The sequence below is a fragment of the Bifidobacterium sp. ESL0769 genome, assembly GCF_029395495.1.
Classification (GTDB): domain Bacteria; phylum Actinomycetota; class Actinomycetes; order Actinomycetales; family Bifidobacteriaceae; genus Bifidobacterium.
On the sequence record NZ_CP113918.1, the window covers coordinates 1729548 to 1751596 of the forward strand.

15 protein-coding genes and 1 riboswitch are annotated in these 22049 nt (G+C 56.1%); of the genes, 8 read left to right on the forward strand and 7 right to left on the reverse strand.

The window, feature by feature from the left end:
• Positions 1-113 precede the first annotated feature (113 nt).
• Positions 114-959, forward strand: a complete 846-nt coding sequence (locus OZX72_RS06955) for a patatin family protein (RefSeq protein ID WP_277157971.1) — start codon at positions 114-116, stop codon at positions 957-959.
• A 280-nt stretch (positions 960-1239) separates the two neighbouring features.
• Here the strand turns inward: OZX72_RS06955 and OZX72_RS06960 are convergent, their stop codons facing one another.
• On the reverse strand, positions 1240-2136 hold the full coding sequence (locus tag OZX72_RS06960) for an SPFH domain-containing protein (protein ID WP_277157972.1): 897 nt from the start codon (positions 2134-2136) through the stop codon (positions 1240-1242).
• Positions 2137-2292: 156 nt separating this feature from the next.
• Positions 2293-3426 (reverse strand): CrcB family protein, encoded by a 1134-nt coding sequence (locus OZX72_RS06965; protein WP_277157973.1) that lies wholly within the window; start codon positions 3424-3426, stop codon positions 2293-2295.
• A gap of 405 nt (positions 3427-3831) precedes the next feature.
• Between OZX72_RS06965 and OZX72_RS06970 the strand changes: the two genes are divergently transcribed.
• On the forward strand, positions 3832-5247 hold the full coding sequence (locus tag OZX72_RS06970; protein WP_277157974.1) for an FAD-dependent oxidoreductase: 1416 nt from the start codon (positions 3832-3834) through the stop codon (positions 5245-5247).
• 13 nt (positions 5248-5260) lie between these two features.
• On the opposite strand, the gene OZX72_RS06975 is transcribed toward OZX72_RS06970, so the two are convergent.
• From OZX72_RS06975 to OZX72_RS06985, 3 genes are all read right to left on the reverse strand, one after another.
• A complete protein-coding gene (locus tag OZX72_RS06975) occupies positions 5261-6676 on the reverse strand; it encodes a PLP-dependent transferase (protein WP_277157975.1) in 1416 nt (471 codons plus the stop codon).
• Positions 6677-6884: 208 nt separating this feature from the next.
• Complete coding sequence (locus OZX72_RS06980; RefSeq protein WP_277157976.1) at positions 6885-9767, reverse strand: ABC transporter ATP-binding protein/permease; 2883 nt, start codon at positions 9765-9767, stop codon at positions 6885-6887.
• 252 nt (positions 9768-10019) lie between these two features.
• Positions 10020-10313, reverse strand: a complete 294-nt coding sequence (locus tag OZX72_RS06985) for a winged helix-turn-helix transcriptional regulator (protein ID WP_348519678.1) — start codon at positions 10311-10313, stop codon at positions 10020-10022.
• A 630-nt stretch (positions 10314-10943) separates the two neighbouring features.
• On the opposite strand from OZX72_RS06985, the gene OZX72_RS06990 reads away from it, so the two are divergent.
• The gene (locus OZX72_RS06990) at positions 10944-11558 is read left to right on the forward strand and encodes an NAD(P)-binding domain-containing protein (RefSeq protein ID WP_277157979.1); all 615 of its coding nucleotides are present in this window, start codon (positions 10944-10946) and stop codon (positions 11556-11558) included.
• Between the two features lie 85 nt (positions 11559-11643).
• The gene (locus tag OZX72_RS06995; protein ID WP_277157980.1) at positions 11644-12273 is read left to right on the forward strand and encodes an NAD(P)H-binding protein; all 630 of its coding nucleotides are present in this window, start codon (positions 11644-11646) and stop codon (positions 12271-12273) included.
• 172 nt (positions 12274-12445) lie between these two features.
• Here the strand turns inward: OZX72_RS06995 and OZX72_RS07000 are convergent, their stop codons facing one another.
• A complete protein-coding gene (locus tag OZX72_RS07000; RefSeq protein ID WP_277157981.1) occupies positions 12446-13516 on the reverse strand; it encodes an acyltransferase family protein in 1071 nt (356 codons plus the stop codon).
• 251 nt (positions 13517-13767) lie between these two features.
• Positions 13768-13889: riboswitch (TPP riboswitch) on the forward strand.
• On the opposite strand from OZX72_RS07000, the gene OZX72_RS07005 reads away from it, so the two are divergent.
• From OZX72_RS07005 to OZX72_RS07020, 4 genes are all read left to right on the forward strand, one after another.
• Positions 13881-14810: a hydroxyethylthiazole kinase gene (locus OZX72_RS07005; RefSeq protein ID WP_277157982.1), complete on the forward strand. Its 930-nt coding sequence runs from the start codon at positions 13881-13883 to the stop codon at positions 14808-14810. (Overlaps the previous riboswitch by 9 nt.)
• 98 nt (positions 14811-14908) lie before the next feature.
• Positions 14909-15649, forward strand: a complete 741-nt coding sequence (locus OZX72_RS07010) for a thiamine phosphate synthase (RefSeq protein ID WP_277157983.1) — start codon at positions 14909-14911, stop codon at positions 15647-15649.
• A 38-nt stretch (positions 15650-15687) separates the two neighbouring features.
• Positions 15688-16524, forward strand: a complete 837-nt coding sequence (gene thiD, locus OZX72_RS07015; protein WP_277159399.1) for a bifunctional hydroxymethylpyrimidine kinase/phosphomethylpyrimidine kinase — start codon at positions 15688-15690, stop codon at positions 16522-16524.
• Between the two features lie 80 nt (positions 16525-16604).
• Entirely contained in the window at positions 16605-18395 is a 1791-nt protein-coding gene (locus OZX72_RS07020) for a bifunctional hydroxymethylpyrimidine kinase/phosphomethylpyrimidine kinase (RefSeq protein ID WP_277157985.1), read from the forward strand.
• Between the two features lie 80 nt (positions 18396-18475).
• Here the strand turns inward: OZX72_RS07020 and OZX72_RS07025 are convergent, their stop codons facing one another.
• A complete protein-coding gene (locus OZX72_RS07025; protein ID WP_277157986.1) occupies positions 18476-22048 on the reverse strand; it encodes an FtsX-like permease family protein in 3573 nt (1190 codons plus the stop codon).
• Position 22049: the final 1 nt, after the last annotated feature.

Genomic DNA, 22049 nt, shown 5'->3' on the forward strand with positions numbered 1-22049 from the left:
ACAATATCATCGTTTGTGCAACCATTGGCCAACACCGAAACATTGTCCGTAAGGCAGACGTATGCTCGGTTAACTAACGATAGTGACTTCGGCCTTCGAGGAAAGGTGAGACGATGACGAAAACTGCTTTAATCGATGTTGGCGGGGGCTTCCGTTCCATCTATGGGGCGGGCGTGATGGACTGGCTTATGGACAATGGCATTACCGTTGACAAGTGCTACGGCGTCTCCGCAGGTAGTGCCAACATGGTCTCCTACATTTCCGGCCAGCGCGGACGCACTTACAAGTTCTATACCGAGTACGCCTTCCGGCCCGAATACGCGAGCGCGAACAATTTCTTCAAGCTCCATAATTATGCCAATCTGGATTATATTTATGGCACGCTTTCCAATTCAGACGGCGAATATCCGGTGGATTACCCCACCTTCGCCGCCTCTCCCACCGAGTTCACCGTGGTGGCCTGCGACGCACGCAACGGCTACGCACGCTATTTCGACAAGTCTGACGTACATCAAGACAATTACGACGTGATGAAGGCCTCCAGCGCGGTGCCAGTGGCCTGCGAACCGTACGTCGTTGACGGCATCCCCTACTATGACGGCGGCATCGCCGACCCGATTCCGGTGCAGCTAGCAGCGGACGAGGGCTACGACCGCATCGTGCTCATCCTCACCCATCAGCGCGATTTCGTGCGCGAAGCCAAGAAAGACACCGCTCCGGCAGCATTGTTGAAACGCTCCTACCCCGTCGCCGCGGAACGCCTGAAGAACCGCTACCGCACCTACAACGAAGAAATGAAAGTGGCCGAAAAGCTGGCCGCCGAAGGCAAGGTGCTGATTCTGGCGCCCGATGACTTGTGCGGGCTCGACACGTTGAGCAAGAATTCCGAAGGCTTGGAGAAGATGTATCAGAAGGGGCTCGATGCAGCCGAGGCCATACCGGCGTTCATCGCAAGCTGATCGGCCGTCAAAACTGGCTTTGTAATTGGTGCTGGAAAACGGACTCTCATCGCAACTGGAATACCGTTTGCCAGCACCAAAGTGTCAAACCGCAGAAAAATAAGTATTGGGCGGATTCCTCGGGTGAGTGAGGAGTCCGCCCAGCTTGCTGACACATCCTTGTGTCCTGGTCAAGCTGCCGGATTTGTTGGGCATCTTGGCCGGTACTGCTTAGTATAGTGGATATTCGGCTTGCAACTCACCAGAAAATGGCCTGCCAGCCAAGTGAATCCAATCTATTTTATTTCGCTTCGTTGGAAGTGACCATCGCCTTGGTGACCTCGTCGAAAAGCTGTTGGTAGCCGCCAGGCGTGGAAGCCGGAAGCACGACCGTCTTGGCGTTTCCGGATTCGCTCAACGAACGCATCACGTCGAGGTACTGATTGAAAAGCACCACGTTGTTGACGTCGGTGATATCCATGCCCACGCCCTTCAGGCTCTTGATCTGATCGACGATGCCGTTGGCGATCTCGCGGCGATAATTGGCCTGGCCTTCGCCCTGCAGACGGGTCTTTTCGGCGTCGGCGGTAGCTTGCGTTTCGATCTGGATGCGCTGGGCGTCGGCACGCTGGCGGGTGGCTTCCTTCTCGCGCTGGGCGGCGTTGATGGAGTCCATGGCGGTCTTCACGGCAGGGCTCGGGTCGATGGCGGTGATCAGGGTCTTGACGACGGTAAAGCCGAACTTCGCCATCTCGCCACCCACCGTCTTCTGCACGTCGGCGGCCACATCATCCTTCTTGGCGAAGGCATCATCGAGCGAAAGCGCAGGAATCGCGGAGCGCAGGGCATCCTCGACGTAGCTTCGCAGCTGGCCGGCCGGATCGCGGAGCTCATAGTAGGCAGTGGCCACATTGTTGGGGTCCACGCGGAACTGGGTGGAGGCGACGACAGTGACGAAGACATTGTCGAGCGTCTTGGTCTCGAGCTTGACGTTCAGCTGGTTGACACGCATGTTCGTCTTGGTGGCGATGCGGTCGACATAGGGAATCTTGAGATGGATGCCAGCCAGCTCGACTTTAAGGAACCTGCCAAAGCGTTCGATGACATACGCCTGCTGCTGCGGCACCACAAAGATACCCGAGATAATCAACGCGATAATGATTACCAGAACGATAATCAGGAGGATAAGCCCTACCATGATATTCCCTTCAATCTCTTTTCCGTATGTATTACATCAAAGCAATGCCCGTCAATCGCGCGTTTTCGCGATTTCCGGATACACCCTTTAGCCAAATCGTAGCAGAACCTCTGGTATCCATTCTCGATGAATACTAAACAATACAGAAAACAGTATTCAGACCATCATGCCGAGCATCAGCAACGCAAGAGAGATGACCATCATGCCCGCCGTGTGCACGAAAGCCCAGAGCGGCTTGCCACCGTTTGCCAGTTTCGCGCCTTCTACGCTGGCGGTGCTGAAGGTCGAATAGCCTCCGAGGAAACCGGATGCGAGCAGGTATTGCAAAGTCGTCAGACCTACGTGCGTCGCACACCAACCGGCCACGAGGCCCATGGCCAGGCAAGCGGTGAAGTTGACGGCGATGGTACCGCACGGGAAGGGAAGGTGGATGTGGTTGTTGACCCACGCGTCGACGCCATAACGGGCGAACGCACCCAAACCGCCGAGCAGCGAGGCCACAAGAAGCAGGCCGAGGGCGATGATATCCTGCCACCAATGCGGGTTGAGCAGCAATGCGGCGGCGGCCACGCAGGCGAAAAGCAGGAAAGTGACGCCTACCAACCGGCCGCGATTGGGTTCGGTTGAATCGATTGAATCGATTGAATCGATAGGTTCGGCTGGCTCAGCAAAATCAGCGGACTTATCGGGCTTAACAGGGTTAACTGATTCACCAGATTCATCGGTATCAACCAATCCCGCCGAATCCTGAGAGGCGGCAGAAACGGAAGAGATGGAGGCTTCGGCCTGCCCATTCAGTCCGTCAGAGCCATTGCCCCGATTCCCCTGGCTTTCAGCGGCATCAAGTTCCAGACCATCGCGCCGGGCACGACGTTTGCCTACGGCCTTGCCGACCGCCAACCCCAGCATCGCGCAAAGAAGCCCTACAAGGATGCTGACCAGCAAATATGCCACGGCTATTGCCGCCTCGCCGCTTTTGATGCGTTTAGCAACTTCAAGCATGAAAGTGCTATACGTGGTGTACCCTCCGATCAGCCCGGTTCCAAGCCCGAGTCTGGTCACCCTCCAAACGCCGATATCAGGGCCGAGCGCGGCCATATACGCTGTAATGAATCCGAGCAGAAAAGCACCGGTGAGATTAATGGTTGTGGTCATCCACGGCCAGGTAACATCGGCCGGCTGCAACGCGCTCAACGCCAGACGCACCAACGATCCGCAGGCCCCGCCGACAAACAGGCTCGCCGCGACCATCAGCGTGGAAACGGTGAAAGAACCCGACTTTCTTGCCATGACCCAATCCCCCATTCACCGGCAACATCCGATGCCGGATATATGCCAAGACCACCTGCAAGCCGATACATTATCCGAAGCAACAAAAATAATCCGTCTATATGACAAATCGATTTATATATGCAATAAATATTAGAATGTCGCATATTTATTTACATATTTACATTTTCTTTTTGAAGAAAACTTTCTATGTTAAAGTCAAACCACAATTTCAGAACCTGCTGGCCTGTTTGATATTGTTGACTACAAGTAAAAATTTCAAACCAGAATAGCGCTTAAAACGTTTTAATAAACCTACGTTTACAAGGCATTCGTCGAGCCTTCTAGCTATGATGTTAAGAAAGCCTAAGTTTTACCCCCTTTGGAGTACAACATGGCACATCGGAATTATCAGAGGGGATTTTCATGACTACAGTTGCTGTTATCGGATGCACGCATGCAGGCACGTATGCCACCACTTCCATTCTTCGCAATCACCCCGATTGGACCGTTGACGTCTTCGAGAAGAACGATACTGTCTCCTTCCTTTCCTGCGGCATCGCCCTGTGGGCCGGCAATCATGTCAGCAGCACCGAAAAAATGTTCTACACTTCCCCCGAGGAGCTCGAAGAAACCGGGGCGAGCATGCATATGCGCACCGAGGTCACCGACATCGACGTCAAGGGCAAGAAGCTTAACGCCACCGATCTCGAAACCGGAAAGTCGAAGCAATACCGGTTTGACAAACTCGTCATCACCACAGGTTCCTCGCCGGCGGCGCCTTTCATCCAAGGCCTGCGCGAGGCGCTCGACAGCGGCCGTGCCATGCTGTGCAAGGACTTCAATGACGGCCAGCGCATCGTCGAACGCACCAAGAAGATCAAGTCGGTCGTTGTGGTCGGAGCCGGCTATATCGGCTGTGAGCTGGCCGAGCAGCTGAGCACCCGCGACATTAAGGTGACCCTCGTCGACGCGCTGCCGCATGTGCTCGACAACAATTACGACAAGTCGGTCACTGATCAGGCTGAGGCTGCATTCGAGGAGCACGGCGTGACGCTGGCCATGAACCAGAAGGTCGTCGCCTTCCGTCCCGAGACCGGCAGCGACGGAGTGGATGATTCCGGGGTCACTGTGGTCACTGAACTTGGCGAATACACAGCGGATCTGGCCGTTATGGGCGCAGGCTTTGTGCCGAATACCAACCTGGTTTCCGCCCAGCTGCGCACGCTCGGTTATGGCGCCATCATCGTCGACAAATACATGCGCGCCGCCACTCCGGAAAACGACATTCTCGATGACGTATTCGCCGCCGGTGACTGCGCCACCGTTCATTTCAACCCGACGAACACCGACGAATACCGCCCACTGGCCACCAACGCCATCCGTGAGGCGATGCTGATCGGCGAGAACATCGAGGAGCCCACCAAGGCCTACGCAGGCACGCAGGCGACCAGCGCCATCCAGCTTTATGACCTGTCGATGTCTTCCAGCGGCATGACTCTTGACCTGGCCAACCGGCGTCATATCGAGGCCGATTCCGCCACCATCCAAGAGAATTACCGTCCGGAATTCATGCTCTCCACCACTCCGGTGACTGCGACCATCGTCTACGACCGAGCGAACGGACACATCTTGGGTGCACAGTTCGCCGCGAAGCACGACATCTCCATGGCCGCCAATCTCATTTCCGTGGCTATTCAAGCGGGATTCACCGTCGATCAACTGGCCTCCACCGATATGCTCTTCCAACCCAACTTCGACCAGCCGGTTAACTTCGTGAGCTCTTTGGCAATGGCCGCTGCCGACAAGCGTAGTAAAGAGCTTGAAGGTATTCAGGAATAAGATTCATAGCCAGTCAGTACGCTTGCGCGATAACCCGATCAAGGTCGGCAATAAGATCGGACGGCTCTTCCAAACCGATTGAAAGCCTTAGCAAGTGGTCATCGACGCCGGCGGCACAGCGATAGTCGCCCGGAACCTCACGGTGGGTGATACGCGCAGGATTGACGATCAACGAATGCGTGTCGCCGATATTGGGAACGTAGGAAAACACTCGCACGGCATTGACCACACGATTGATATGTGATTCGTCGCCTTCCAAACGGAAGGAAAGCACGGGGCCGATGCCATTGGGAAAATAACGGTCGGCGAGCGGTTTGTCGGCACTGGAATCGAGACCGGAGTAATTGACCTGGGTGACGTGCGGCACCGTTTCCAAGTGACGCGCGATTTTCAGGGCCGTGTCGGTTTCGCGACGGAAACGCTGCGGAAGCGTCTCCAAACCGATTAACTGCAGATAGGCGTTGGCCGGCGACATCACCGCGCCAAGGTTGTGCAGGTATTTAATGCGCACGCGACCAGCAAAAGCTGCGTTACCATAAGCCTCGACGAAACTCTTCCAGATGCTCTTCCGTTCATCGCTGACCACCAGTTCCTTTCGCGTAAATTGCGGGAAACGGCCGTTGGCCCAATCGAACTTGCCGGAGTCTACCACCACCCCGCCCAAGGCGTTGCCATGCCCGCTGACGCCCTTGGTGGTGGAATGGACGACGACATCGGCGCCGAATTCAATCGGGCGAAACAGGTACGGGGTCGGCACGGTGTTGTCGACGATAAGGGCGACACCATGGCGATGAAGCATGTCGGCAAGCGGCTTGATATCAGTGATTTTGGTGGAGGGGTTGGCCACGGATTCAGCGAAAACGGCACGAGTGTCGGACGTAATTTTCGATTCGACTTCGGCGATATCGTTGATATCCTCAACGAAATCGGTATGGATACCGAACTGAGGAAAGAAGCTTTCCATGGCATCGATGGAGGCACCGTAAAGGTCTTTGGGCGCGATAAGCCTGCCGCCGCCTTCCGCCGCGCAAAGCAATGCGAACGACACAGCCGCCATTCCGGAAGCCAGCGCCACCGCCGAAACCCCGCCTTCGAGATCAGCCAAGCGACGTTCCAACGCATCAACAGTGGGGTTGGCGCAACGTGAGTACGAGAATCCCTCGATTTCTCCGGAGGAAAGGCCGTCGCCGCGAACCGCGTCGTGCATGGCGAAAGCGGCGCTCTGATAGATCGGGATGCTTACCGAACCATTGTGTTCGTAAGGGTCGTAGCCGGCATGGACGGCACGGGTCTCAAAGGCCAGTTGCTGCTTCTGACGCTGCCGCTTCCGGCGCTTTACAGCTTGGAAATCCGCAGTCGGCGCATCGTCAGTATGGGAATCGTTGGGCTTCGGACAGCCCGCCAAGCCGGTTTCGGTGTCACTGGACATAGTGCTCCCCCAATATTTTCGCTATATCGAAACGTATTGGGCACTAGGTTACCGTGTCGCGTCTTCGCCGCCACGCACCTTGCCATATCAAAAATCTATACAAGGTTCACGAGGCGATGAGGCACAACGAAAATGACTTACCTTGAAGGTGAAAACATATGCGCATGCGACTTGGGACGCATGCGCATATGCATCGATTGTGTCTAGGTTATTCGGTGCGCAGCGCGGTGGCCGGGTCCTGCTTGGCGGCCTTGCGCGACGGGATAAGACCGCCGATCAAGGTGAGGACCACCGACAGGATAATCAGTATTATCGCGCCGGAAAGCGGCAGAGCAGCGTTGACACGGTCGGTGCCCATGAAGTGGTGCATCACCGCGTTTCCGGGGATTATCAGCAACAGTGTCACTACGATGCCGATGACGCCGGCACATAGCCCGATGATGCCCGTCTCGGCGTTGAAGACCGTGGAAACGTTGTGCTTCGAAGCCCCCATCGCGCGCAGGATGCCAATCTCCTTGGTGCGCTCAAGCACGGAGATGTAGGTGATGATGCCGATCATAATCGACGAGACGACCAGCGATACCGCGACGAACGCAATCAGGACGTAGGTAATGACGTTGATGATGGTGGTCACCGAGTTCATCATCAGGCCCGCGTAGTCGGTGTAGACGATGCGGTCCTTCTTTTTGGCGCCGTCGTTGTAGCGCTTGATAGCGTCCTCGATGTTGTTCTTCGCATCGAAACTGTCCGCGTAGATCTTGATGGAGCTCGGGGCGTCGCGGCCGATGACACCGAAATCGGCAAGGTTGCCGTTGTAGGTGCCAGTGGAGACGTACTGGTTGTAAATCGAGACCAGCACGTTTTCGGGAGCCGTGGCGAGGTAGTTGCTGAAAGCCTGCGCCACTTGCTGTTCACCCATGCCGGAGACCGCTTCCTGCGGGTTGCTGGCGACGGCGGCATTGCCTGCGGCGGCCGCGGCGGCGTTGCGTTGCTGGGTCACCTCGGCAGGCTGGCTGGAGCTCGCCGCACCCATGCCGCCGGGTGCCTGGGTCATGAGGCTCTTGGCCATGTTCGCCTGCTCGGAGACAGGCAGCGAGGCCACATAGGCCTTGGCGTTGGCGGCCTTGGTCGCATCGTCGGAGGGCGCAAAAGTCATGCCGTTCAAGATGTTATGGTTCGGGTCTGCCTTCTGAGCGTTGACGATTTCGCTGGATTTGGCATAGTCAATCAGCGAGTTGGTGAGCATGCGCGTATATCCGATGCCCGGTGACAACGGTGTGGTCTTGGCGTTGGCGTCGGCACGGATGACACCAACAACGTGAAGCTTCACCGCAGCCTGGGAATCCATGAGCTTGCCGACCTGGTCGGCGTCGTTACCCACATATTTGAAGTGGCCGTCCGCACCCTTGACGTATTGGTCGGCTGCGGGCAAGAGCGTCAACGACTGATTCATCGCCTTGGAATAATCAATGCGTGAAGTGTCCGTCTTGACCTTCTCGCCGCTGTTAAGCTTGTTCATCATATCGTTATAATCGGCGCTGGGAAGCAGGCCGAGCTCGTAGACCTGGGTCAGCGGAATCTGGTTGTTCTTGTCAAGAACCAACACGACTTGGTCGCTCGATTTCGGCCAATGCCCCTTGACCATCTGATAATTGTCGGTGATCACGGAACTGATCGGCTGCTTGTTGGCGTGCTCGCCGGGCATGATCTCCGAGAACGCGGACGGCGCCTTGTTGTTGTCGGTTTTGCCGGTGAGCTTGGAGATCTGCAGGGATTGCAGGCTGCCGAAATCGTTGGAGGAAGAATCCAGTCCGGCGAACGTGCTGGCTGCGGACTGTGTGGCCACGGAGCTTCCCCCGACTTTCACACCATCCACGTCTACGAGCGTATCTTTCGAATCGTGGGTGAACACGGAGAATTTGGGCGAATACGAATATTGGATGCCGACATCGCCCACATACTTGCGCACGTCGTTGCCGGGCTTGTCAAGATACGTCTTGAACGGGCTCAGATTGTTGCTGGTGATGCCGTTGGTCACCGACGCGGCACCCTTGACGCTGGAATCATCAGGGTAGATACCGTTGCGCGGCTTGGCTTTCTCCTTGGAATCAGCCGCGGCCTGGGCGGTGTCCATGATTTTGTTCATGTCGAAGGTCTGTTCGTTGATCTCGATAGGGTACGAAGTCAACGTCTCCTTCTGGATATCAGCGATATAGCGGTTCACGCCGGTCGAAACCGAAAGAATCAGCGCAATACCGATAATACCTATCGAGCCGGCGAACGAGGTCAGAATGGTGCGGGCCTTCTTGCTTTTCAGGTTGTTGAAGCTCAGCGCGACTGCGGTGGCGAATGACATCGAAGCCTTGCCCATGGTGCGATGAACGGCAGGCTTCTCATCGGCCATTTCCTCGGGTTCGACAGGTCTTGAATCGCCGCGAATCACACCGTCCTTGAGCTCGACGATGCGGTTGGCGTATTGATGGGCGAGGTCGGGGTTGTGGGTGACCATGACGACCAAGCGGTCTTTCGCAACTTCTTTGAGCAAGTCCATGATCTGCACGGAAGTCTCTGAATCGAGTGCACCCGTGGGCTCGTCGGCCAAGACGATGCTCGGGTTGTTGACCAGTGCGCGGGCGATGGCTACGCGCTGCATCTGGCCCCCGGAAAGCTGATTCGGTTTCTTGTTGACGTGCTCGCCCAAACCGACCTTCTGCAAGGCCTCTTCCGCACGCTTGCGGCGGTCGGCGCGCGAGACGCCGGAAATGGTCAGCGCGAGCTCGACGTTGGAAAGGATGGTCTGGTGCGGAATGAGGTTATAGCTCTGGAAGACGAATCCAACCGTGTGGTTGCGGTACGAATCCCAGTCGCGGTCCTTGTATTTCTTGGTCGACGTGCCATTAATCACCAAATCGCCGGAATCGTAACGGTCGAGCCCACCGATGATGTTCAGCAGCGTGGTCTTGCCGGAACCGGACGGCCCCAGAATCGCGACGAACTCGTTGTCGCGCAAGGTGAGGCTCACATGGTCCAGCGCCTGCTGAACGAAATCGCCGGTCTTATACTGCTTGCTGATGTCTTTGATCTGTAGCACGAATTCCCTGCCTGCCTAATTGTCGCGTTCCCGCGTTGCCGCGTTGCCGCCACGTCACAACTTCGTCCTGCCACTTTACCCCAACGCACACCCGTGGAAGCAGACTCATACCGTCGACACATCCAGCACACCTTATCAGTGAGAAAAGCACCAAAACAGGCCCAAAATAGTGCTTTTCGCACAGGTTTTGGATGTCACTGAGGAGAAAAGCACCTTTTTCGGCCGATTTTGGTGCTTTTCTCACTGATTTGGTTAATCGACCGGATGAAGCATGGCCTGTTGGTAGGAGGTGCCCCAGGTGCGCATGGCGTCAATGACCGTTTTTAGACTGCGACCGGTTTCGGTCAGGGAATACTCGACTCGCGGCGGCACTTCAGCGTAGACCTTGCGATTGACCAGGCCGTCGGCCTCCATCTCGCGCAGGTTCGAGGTAAGCACTTTCTGTGAGACGTTGCCGACCGAGCGGCGCAGCTCGCTGAAGCGCTTGGTGCCCTGCAGCAAGTCACGCACGATCAGCACGGTCCATTTGTTGCCGATCAGGGTCATCGTCGTTTCGACCGGACATGCCGGTAGCGACTTTGCGCCAGTGCCCTTGCTCGTCTTGTTATCGCTTGTGTTGCCATTGCGAATATTGCCGTTGCCTGTATGATCGACGCTGGAATCGTTCAATTGTTCATCAATCTTCATTCCGTTTATGTCGCTCCCATCTTCACGTTTTACCGTTCATTCCAGTTATCATCCAGAACGACGCCGGGCTTGCATTGGCTTACCTTGCCGATGCCCTAGTCCACCTGCGAATGAAGCATTCTGCTTCACTTCCTTGCAACATTCTGATTAGTGTATACGCAAGGTAACGTTGCGACTTCATTGCTATCTGGACAAATCAAGGATGATTTATAGTTACTTTTAGAAACTAACAGTACTTTTGGACTTTATATCCGTAAATAGCCATTACTCCAATAGCGTATCTTTGAGAATTCTTGAAATACATTTTCATTGGAAACTCGCAAAAGTTACTCTTAAGTGCCTATACCTCCCCAATGTAACTACCAACTTTCAACGCCGTTCTCCGCTACAGTAACAATTACAGCAACTGCTGAGATTCTAGATTTTGGAATCAAGACACAGCGCAAGATAAGTACCCAGCCACATAAACCACACAGAAAAGAGCACATCATGACAAGCATTACCGTTTTCGGATCAGGACATATCGGGGCAGCCGTAGCAGGTATCGGCGTAGCGGCGGGAGCCGACGTACAGGTCGTTGACCGTGACAAAGCCAAGGCCGCAGCCATTCCGGGCGTCACCGCTTCGCAGTGGAGCGAGGAAATCACCGGCGACATCGTCATCCTTGCACTGCCCTACCCAGCCGAAGCCAGTGTCGTCAAAGAATACGGCAAACAGCTCGCCGGCAAGATAGTCGTGGATCCGAGCAATCCCGTCGATTTCAGCACCATGGACCTGGCGCTGCCGCAAGGCGTGCATTCGGCAGCCGAAGAACTGGCTTCCAAGCTGCCGAATTCCAAGGTCATCAAAGCGTTCAACACCGATTTTGCCGCAACCCTCGCCAGCGGAACCAACGACGGCGCGCCGACCACAGTGATGGCGGCTTCCGACAACGAGGATGCGAAGAAGGTGCTGCAAGCCGTCATCGAAGGTGCAGACTTGCGCTTCGTGGACGCCGGCCCGCTCAAGCGTGCCTCCTACATGGAGGGTTTCGGTGCGCTGCAGATGGTCTTGGCCATGAACGGCGGCACGCAGTGGACCAGTGGTTTCAAGGTCGTCAAGTAAACTAGCCCAGCCCACGGCTGCAAGCAAATGCAGCAACAATCAAACCATCAAACAGCAAGTAATCGAAACAGAAAGATCAATATCTATGAGCAAGAAAATCGCAGTGGTCGCAGCCAACGGCAAGTCGGGACGACTGATCGTCGAAGAGGCCGTCAACCGTGGCATGGATGTTACCGCCATCGTGCGAGGCGAAAACAAGACCAAAGCGCAGCATGCCATTATCAAGGATCTTTACGACCTTACCGCCGCCGACCTCACCGGTTTCGACGCCGTGGTGGACGCGTTCGGCATCTTCGACCCTGCCAAGCTTGACGAGCACAGCACTTCGTTGAAGCACTTGGCCGATGCCCTGTCCGGAAGCGACACCCGATTGCTCGTGGTCGGCGGCGCTGGCAGCCTCTACACCGACAAGGCGCATACCAAGCAGCTTTCCGACTCGTTCCCCGACAATATCAAGGGCGTGCCGCTGGCGATGGGCAAGGCACTCGACGCCCTGCGCAAGCGGGACGACGTGCATTGGACCTACGTAAGCCCTGCCGGCGATTTCCAAGCCGACGGCCCGCGCACCGGCAAGTACGTCTTGGCCGGCGAGGAATACACCACCGATAAAGACGGCAAAAGTGCCATCAGCTACGCGGATTACGCAGTGGCGATGGTCGACGAAATCGATGCGGACAAACCGCACGACCACCAGCGCATTTCCGTGCGCTGGTAACCTATAGCCAACCCGGCATTCAGGCCTAAAACTGGCAACTATCGAGACTGGTCGAGCTTAATACTCCATTGTTAATACCGACTTTTGAGGTTATGCGCCAGCAGCCATCGAAACTAGCCGTATGCCGGCAATCTCGTTGATACCAATTATTCAGACCATCTGCGGCTTAGCCTCAGGTGGTCTGTTCATTAAGCGTGGCCGTCTTCTTGTTTTTGCGTAACGTAGGGAAGAATACGGAATTGATTGCAGGAACGTAATAAAGCGCCACTGCAATTACGGCAATCAGCACACATTTGACGGCAAAGATAAAGAACGGCTCAAGCTGATAGCCGACGATGGGCTGGGTCTTGCCCATGATGGTGACCCATGGCAATACATCATTCTCCAGCAGATGGGCACAGAAAATCGCCAAGGTGTATCGCCCAATGAATGCCAATGCCTTGCCGATAGAAGCCGCCCAGCGGTCAATCGCTATGGAAATACCGACGATACAAGCAGTGCCGCCAACAGAGCCAATGATTGAAAGTGCCGGGGTATCGCCAAAGGCATTGGTAGCCAAGCCAAATGAACTGAATTTCCACATGGCCACGCCCCACGGAATCGCCGCCACAATCCACAAGTAAGGCCTGCGACACAGCAGATCCATCACATCAAAACGCTTTGCCAAACAACCAAGATAAACAAACAACGCCGAGGTCAAACCCGCTTGAACGCTCAGCGGCAACCAAATATAACGTGATGAAAAATAACCAAAAGCAAAGAAACTGATAATCCACAAAGGTGTGGCGGGCAAACGATAGGCAATGTGGACCAGCAAATGGGCCCAAAACAGCGCAAGAAGGAACCAAATGGCACCAATGCTTCTGGACATGGGGATCAGCGCGTTACTGGTATCGGCACCGGAACCGTACAATGCCGCGACAAACCAAGTGCCCGTGACGTGAGCCGCATCGTGGCGCAAGGCCAGGGCGAGCAAAGCGTGAAGGGCCACCACGGCTGCGGCGGTCAGCACATAGGTGAGCAGCAGTTCGCGGGATTCCTTGCGCCAGGCGAACGGGTGGTCGGGATGCATGAAATAGCCTGACAACACGAAGAACAGCGGCATGTGGAACGAAAAACAGAACACATAGATTAGCCGAGCCGCCTCGCTCATCGGAACGACCATCAGCACGCTGTGGCCGAGGACCACGCAAATCATCGCGATACCTTTGGCGATGTCGAAATATCGTATCCTCGCGGTCATAGCCGAAATCTCCCGGGTCGTGATGAATCAGAACAACAACCGTCCAAGTATATCGCCACGTCTTGCGTCGCCTCGATGCCGAAAATAGAGGCTGTAGCTTTTCTTTCCCATAAGACCCTATGCCAACTGTGCCGGAGCTGCCGAATTGTCGGCTGAGGTGTTGGCTGAAGTGACCGGCGCAACAACTACCCTTTGCCGGCCACTTCTCGAAACGGAACAACGTTTGTCCAATGAAGCACATAGCGTCGTGGTTGTAAGTGCAGGGGAACCTGCGGACCGGCTTCGGCGGGCGCGCAAGTTGAGACGAGCACAACGCTCGACCCTTGGAACCTGTTGGTTAATACCATCGTAGGGAGACGCGAATATGGTCAATGACGCATACTCATCAGCAAATAATAACCTCAACAATCTGAACGATTTGGCAACGGATGATCCGCTGCGTGAAAGCATCCGCGAGGCCGCACAGACCGTACGGGACACGACGCCTCTGGCCCAGTCCTTCACCAATTTCGTCACCATCAACCTCGTGGCCAACGCACAGTTGGCGGCGGGCGGCGCGGCAGCCATGAGCTTCCTGCCCGACGACATCGCCGACGGCGAGGTGGCCAGTGGCGCCAGTTACATCAACGTCGGCACGCTGCTGCCGTTCTACGAGGACGCGCTCGAGGAAATCGCCAGGCACTTCCACGCCGACCACCACCGCTGGGTACTTGACCCGGTGGCCGCGGGGCTCGGCACGACGCGCACCGATATCCTGAAGTCGTTCAAGGCGGCGCCGCCGACCATCATTCGCGGCAATGCTTCCGAAATCATCAAACTGCGGGAAATGTGGGAGCTGCCGCTGAACGAGGACGAGAAGGATTCCGGAAAATCCAAGAAATCCAGCGGACCCGTCGGCGTGGAATCGGCCGATGACGTCGAAGCTGCGGAAGAATCCGCACGAGTTTTGGCGAAGTTCATCGCCAAGGGCGACGCGAAAGGCCAGGGCGCAGTAGCCGTTTCTGGCGAAACTGACCTCGTCACCGACGGCGAGCACACCTATCGTCTGCCCGGTGGCAGCGCAATGATGACGAAAATCACCGGAGCCGGCTGCTCGCTGGGCGGTGTAGTCGCAACGTATCTGGCCGTCGCCGACCCCCTGACCGCCGCCATCGCCGCGAGTGCGCTCTACAACCGTGCCAGCGAAACCGGCGAGACCAACTCGCACGGCCCGGGTTCCTTCCAAGTCGCGTTCCTTGACGGGCTTTGGTCGACCACTCCCGAGCAGATCGCCGCCTCGCCGATTCTGGCCTGAGCATCCCGTTTTGGCGCAATCTGACATCATGATGCGCTTGCGCTAATCACACATTTTTATAGACGTAAATATTTATTATTTGCAGAATCGAGTCCATCTTGACTACAACCAATTCGACACCATTCCCGTCCATGCGCGACCGCTTTGACCTGAGCTCATATATCGTGCTCGGCCCGGCGGATACCAAATCACGGCCCGTCCCCGACATCGTGCGGCAGGCGCTGACCGGTGGCATCACCTTCGTCCAGATTCGCGTCAAGCCGGGCGACGCCAGGAACATCACCGAAATCGCACGGCAAACCGCCGACGTCATCGCTCAGGCCGGTGCGTCCGACTCCGTTCCGCTGGTTATCGACGACCGTGCGGACGTGGCCTGGCAGTGCCGGGACATGGGCATCAAGGTCGACGGGGTGCATATCGGGCAAGATGACATGAACCCAGTAGAGGCGCGCAAACTGCTCGGATCGGACGCCATTATCGGATTGAGCTGCAAAGTGCTTGATGAAGTGAAGGCCGCCAACGCCCTACCTGAGGGCACCATCGACTACATCGGCGCCGGCCCGCTGCACCCCAGCACCACCAAGCCCGATTGCATCGTCATCGGCGCGGATCACAAGCGTCACACGCAGGACACCAAATCCATCAACGCGCTGTGCCGTGAATCCCACTACCCCATCGTCGTGGGCGGCGGCGTAAAGCTCGAAGATCTGCCGGATCTGGCACAGACCGAGGCCGCCGGCTGGTTCGTGGTCTCCGCCATCGCCGGTGCCGACGACCCGCAGGCCACCACCAAGGCCATGGTGGATTCCTGGAACGACGCACGCGCGAAGCGTGGGTGACGATGTCGCATAATCCATCTGTCGATGAACTGCCGGTTATGCCGACTACAGGCGTTCACCCGTATCGCTTGCCGGCGGTACTGTCCATCGCAGGCAGCGACTCGTCCGGCGGAGCTGGCATCCAAGCCGACCTCAAAACGTTCATGGCTTGCGGGGTTTACGGAATGAGTGCCATTACCTCGTTGACCGCTCAGAACACGACTGGTGTACGAGCCTCTGCTGCCACTTCTCCGGACATGCTGGCTGCGCAGATTGACGCTGTTTTCGAGGATATTCGGCCCGATGCCGTAAAAATCGGCATGGTACCTAATGCCGAACTCATCGAAGTCATTGCGGATCGGCTTAAGTATTTTCGCGCCACCAATATCGTGGTCGACCCAGTGATGATTGCTTCCAGCGGTGACCGGCTGAGTAGCAAAAGTTCGGTTGATGCGCTGTGCACGAAGCTACTTCCACTGGTCACCTTGGTGACGCCGAATATCCCCGAAGCCGAAATACTGAGCGAGACTACGAGCGGAACCATTCACGACGAGGCAAGCATCATCGAAGCAGCACAACGCATCACGGAACATTGCGGAGGTTGCGCAGTACTTGTCAAAGGCGGACATGGGCACAACGGTGCCAACGACTTGTTATTAGACAACAAGCAAATCACTTGGTTCCGTCACGAACGCATCACCAACCCCAATACCCACGGTACGGGCTGTACGCTTTCCAGTGCCATCGCGTCTGGGCTCGCCAAGGGCGAATCGTTGGCTGAAGCCGTGCAAAGCGGTAAAGATTATCTCACCGGTTGTATCGCCGCCGGTCTCGACCTCGGCGCCGGTTCGGGGCCGATGGACCATGCTTGGCAATGGCGCAACAGTAAAAATTAGACACAGGAAATTCAATAATGAACGGCACTACTAATTCTGTTAACTTCAATGAAATTTCGGACAATTCAGATAAAAGCGATATGGAAAATACGACAACAGCCTTAAACGACAATCCAAGCACAACGGAAAATAAAAATACCGCAGAGACTCTAAACAATGAATCTGAACAGGCCATCGCCGAATTGTTCAAGATGCAGCAACGCTATGACAACGACCTCGATAAAACCAAGCCATCCCGCCTGCGCGTGCTCTCGATCGAAGGTTCCGACCCCATCGGCGGAGCAGGCACGATGGCGGATATGAAAGCGTTCACCGCGCAGGGCGTCTTCGGTTATGCGGCGATGACTAGCGTACTGGCACAGAACACGCAAGGTGTCACCGACATCGTCAACGTCGAACCGTCGTTTTTGCTCGCTCAGCTCAAGGCCGTAAGCGACGATGCCGAAATCGACTCCATGAAAATCGGTATGCTCGGTACCCCGGAATTGGTGGATACCGTGCGAGAATGGCTGTTGGAACTGCTGAATACTTACGAAACCAATGGCAAACGCAAGCCGACCGTGGTGCTCGATCCGGTGATGTATGCCAAGTCCGGCGACCGTCTGCTCACCGCCGAGGCCGAGCAAGCGTTGACCACACTGATTCCGCTGGCCGATATCATCACTCCCAACGCGATGGAACTGGCCGCGCTCGACGCGATGGGCAATGAATCAGAATTAGACAGCGATATTTCAACCATTAGAAATATTGAAAACAAACCATTAAACGGCCCTACTTCGTCAGATAGCTCGACTAGCACTGGTTACACCGTTCCGCAAACTCCACGTTCCTACGAGGAGATGGAACGGTTGGCAAAATCGGTCGCAGCTCATTTTAATGTCGCCGTGTATGCGAAAGGCGGTGCGCTGGCACTGAACGGCAATGAAGAATGCACTGATATTCTTGCGGTGCCGACTTCAGCAGGTGATGGGGAACCGTTAAGCACCCACATCAAAGGTGCTGCGATTCCAACCCAAAACGTGCACGGAACCGGCGACACCCTCTCCAGCACGCTCGCGGCCTTGCGTCCACAGTGCAACGACTGGGTCGAAACCACGAAACGTGCCAAAGCATGGATGACCAGAGCCATTGCCGCAGCAGACAGTTTGCATGTTGGTCACGGCCACGGGCCTGTCGATTTCACTTGGCAGCACTCCCCGACCGGGCTGAGTTTTATCGAGGATTATTGGCGTCGTACCGCCGGAATCCGCGAGCGCATTGCCAAGATGCCCTTCATCGAACGTATGCTTGACGGAACGCTGCCGCTCGACGATTTCTCGTTCTACCTACATCAGGATGACCTTTATCTCACCGACTACACTTCGCTGCTGGCGCTGGCGAGCAGCCGAGCCACCGACCCACACGAACGTGCGTTCTTCGCCGACGCCGCCTCGTACGGACTCGAGGAGGGACTGACGTTCCATAAGCAGTGGTACCGGGAACACGGCTTCAGCGTCGAGCGCGCGCCGATGAGCGAGACGACCGCCGCTTATCTTGGCCATGAGCACTGCTTCACCGACACCGGTTCGTACGCCGCGCTGGTTGCCGTGGTCATGCCGTGCTACTGGGTTTATTCTGTCATCGGGCAGGAAATGGAACGGCAGGTCCGCGAACGCCGACTTGACCTCGACCACCATCCTTACGGCTTGTGGATCCGCATGTACGCCGATCCCGGCTTTGCCTCACGCACGCTCGAGGAGCTGCATATCTGTGACAAGCTCGCAGCCGCCGGAACCATGAGCGCCTACGACTGTATGATGGACGCCGCCCTAGGCTCCACCGAGCACGAATACCGCTTCTTCAACCAGGCCCTGACTAGACATCACAAATAGGCAATTACTACAAAAAACCTGCCAGCAGCAATACCGGCAGGTCTTTTCTTGTACTCTTATATCTGCCTATAACCGCATAATCAGTCCACGGACTTGAGGGCCTCGAGCATATCAAGATGCTTCAGCTTGGTGTTGACGAACCAACCCAGCGCGGCCGTGATGAAACCGACCACGACCAGCGGCACCACGAAGGCGAGCCAGGTGACCGACGGGTCGAACATGACGTCGTCGGGCGGGACGGCGGTGATGATGTAGCGGTGTAGCCATGCGCCGAAGCCGTAGCCGACGACGATGCCGAGCAACGAAAGCAAAATCGTTTCGCGGTAGATATACATCGTGGTCTCTCCGTTGTAGAAGCCCAGCACCTTGATGGTCGAGAGCTCGCGGACACGCTCGGAGACGTTGAGATTGGTGAGGTTGTAGAGGATAACCACGCCGAGCATGGTCGCCACGATGATGAGCACCCACATGATCTGGTTCAAGGCCTTGACCACCACATCAATCTGGTGCATGAGCGTCGTGTTCTGCACCACGCCCTCGATGCCGCCCAGTCGCATGAATGAGGCTGCCTGCCGCTTGGTGTTGGCCATGCTGCCGTCCTTCAACGTGACCATATAAGCGTTGGTCTGGTAGCGTTGCCCGAAAACCGAACGATACGCCGACGGACTCATCACCATGAAGTGGCCGAGATACATCTCGCAGATGCCGGTGACCTTGACACGGTAGGTCTTGCCGGCGCCATTCTGGAAGTCGATGGTGTCGCCCTTCTTGGCGTGTACGAGGTTTGCGAAACGCTCGGAGATCACCGCCCCATTCGGCTCCAGCGAAAGAGGATGATGGCCTTGACGCGTGTCAAGCTTGATGTAATCATCGAAGCTTGAAGTATCGCGTGGCACGAGCATGGTGACGGACTGCTTGTCGCCGTTGTGCCCGGCAACCTTGGTTATCGATTCGTAATGAACCGGCATCGAGCGCTTGATATCGGATTTCTCAAGCCGCTTGCCGATGGCCTTATTCTGGGAATCGGTGACGTGAGCGTTTTCCGCCGCAATGAGATTGTAATGCATCACGTCGCCGAACTGGTGCTGGTTGATGGCCGAAATCGAACCCTGCACCGCAAAGCCCGCGGTCAACAGCGCTACCGAACCGCAGACGCCGAAAATGGTCATGAACATACGCTGCTTGTAGCGGAAAATGTTGCGGGCGGTCACTTTGTGAGTGAAGTTCAGATGATTCCAGATGAAAGGTATACGTTCCAGCAGAATCTTGGAACCAGCGCTCGGCGGCTTGGGCAGCATCAGCGCGGCCGGACGTTCCTTGAGCTCGCGTGCGGCGCTCCACACGGCCGGCACGACGGCGCTTACCATGGCCAGCACGAAAGCCAGCAGCGTGACTTGCCAGTGGAATCCGAGATGGATCACCGGCACGTTAAAGCCGACTTTATAAGCGTTATAGACGATCATCGGCAGTAGCGTATGGCCCGCGAAAATGCCGATAACCGCGCCCAGAATCGAAGCGGCGAAGCCATAAACCACGAATTTCTTCATCACGTCGCGGTCGGAATAGCCCAGCCCCTTGAGCGTGCCGGCGTTGATGCGCTCCTCGTCGACGAAACGGGTCATCGTGGTGAACGTGACCAGCGCGGCAACCAAGTACATGAAGTACGGGAAGATGCGCGAAAGCGAATCGACGATCACGGAAATCGAATCGTAGATCTTGTAGCCGTCAGAGCCAGGCGTTTCGCGCTTGGAATCCACCGAATAGACCGGATCTTCGAGGGCATTAAGCATCGCGGTGGCGTTGTTGAGCTTGCGCTCGGCATCCTTGATTTTCTTTTGTGCACCGGGCTCTGCCTGATCGAACTGCGCCTTGTTGGTGTTGTATTCGTTGGTTTTATCGGTCAATTGGGTTTGAGCAGCATTAATCTGAGCCTGCGCCTGCTGCTGGTTGGCAGCAAGTTGTTGTTGCGATTGTTGGACATGGGCTTTGGCCTGTGCAAGCTGGGCTGCGGCCTGGTCAAGCGACGTCTTGGCGGCGGCCAACTGCTGTTGCTTCTGGGCAAGCTGGGCATTGCTGGCATTTACCTGGGCGCGTTGGGCGTTGAGCTGCGCCTGAGCAGCTTGAATCTGCGCGATTCCGAGATTATAGGTATTGACAACGAAAGCGTCGCGTCCGGCTTTGGCTTCTGCTGACTTTTGCGCGATAACTTGAGTCTGAACCTGAAGTTGCTGCAATTGAGTATTGAGCTGGGCAAGTTGAGCTTGCAGAGCGTCGTGAGCGGGTCCGGAAAGTGATGGAAGCTGAGCGTTGCCAGCATTAATCTGCCCCTGCACAGCGTCAATCCCCTGCTGATTGGCCGTTTGTGCCGCTTCGACCTGCGCCACCGCATCATCGGCCTGTTTCTTGCCTGCCTCAAGTTTGCCCGAGTTGGTGTCAATCTGCGATTGCACGGCATTGAGCTGCGCGTATGCGTTGCTGATCTGCTGAGCCGCCGCACCGACTTGCGCGGCTCCGGTATCATACTGTTGCTTGTTGGTGTTGTAAGTGTTCTGCCCGTTCGCAATCTTGGTTTGCGCCGCGGCAATCTGCTGTTGCGCCGAAGCGACCTGCGTGGCCAATTGCTGTCGGGAGGCAGCCAACTGCTGGCTGCCGCTGTCAAGTTGCGACTTGCCGTCGGTCAATTGTTGCCGTGCGCTGGAGAGCTGCTGCTTGGCATCATTGACCTGCTGCTGCCCAGAGTCGATCTGCGGCTTGACCTGCTTTTCGATGCTTTGCCGCCGCGCTTTGGGCCGTCCAGCCAAGATTTTATCGAGCGCCTTCTTGTGCACTTGCAACGCGTCATTATATTTCGATGAATAATGGTCGTGCATATGGTCAAGGTCGGTATAAGTAAGCCTTGCAATCATATAATCATCGGATTTGAACGCACTTGGCGTCACCACCGCATACCCATCCAGCGAGCCGGAACCGGAAGTCGAAGGCCCCATATTCACCGAACTCAGGATTTCAGTGGAATCGACGAAACCGACGACCTTGAAGTTGTCGCGACGCAACACCTTACGTCCCAGAGCGTCCGGCTTTTCGGTAAGCCGCAGCGTCGAGCCAATCGGATATTTGCCCTTGTGCGATGAATCGATAACCGTTTCACGCGAAGTTTTCGGCATCCGACCTGCCACGAGATGATAGGTCGAAATATCTTCCGGCGCAGAGAGCACGCGAACGCTTTCATCACTATTTCGTATTACAACATCCTTGAGATATCCGTATTCGATGCGTGAGGCTCCCGGCGCCTTATCAATCTGCTGCCGGTCGGCCTTGTCGAGCCCATAACTCGAGATGACGCTCAAATCGGCCAAATGGTGCTCGGCAAAGTAGGCGTTGCCTGTGTCTCGCATATCTGGCCCGGAGACGGTGAGCCCCACCAGCGCGAAGGAACCTAGCGCCACGAGGCAGACGATAGAGAAGAACCGACCTTTCGATTTCGAGAACGCCTGCCGAATATCGCGCCACAGCATCCGTTTCGAAGTGTGGCCTTGCGATGGCTCCGAATCTTTCCCATCGACGTTTGAAGTAGCCGCGCCCGGTGTGATAGGAGGAATCCGAACGGTGTCTTCCTGCCGAAAATCCGGGCCTATTGTATCGTCACTTGCCATG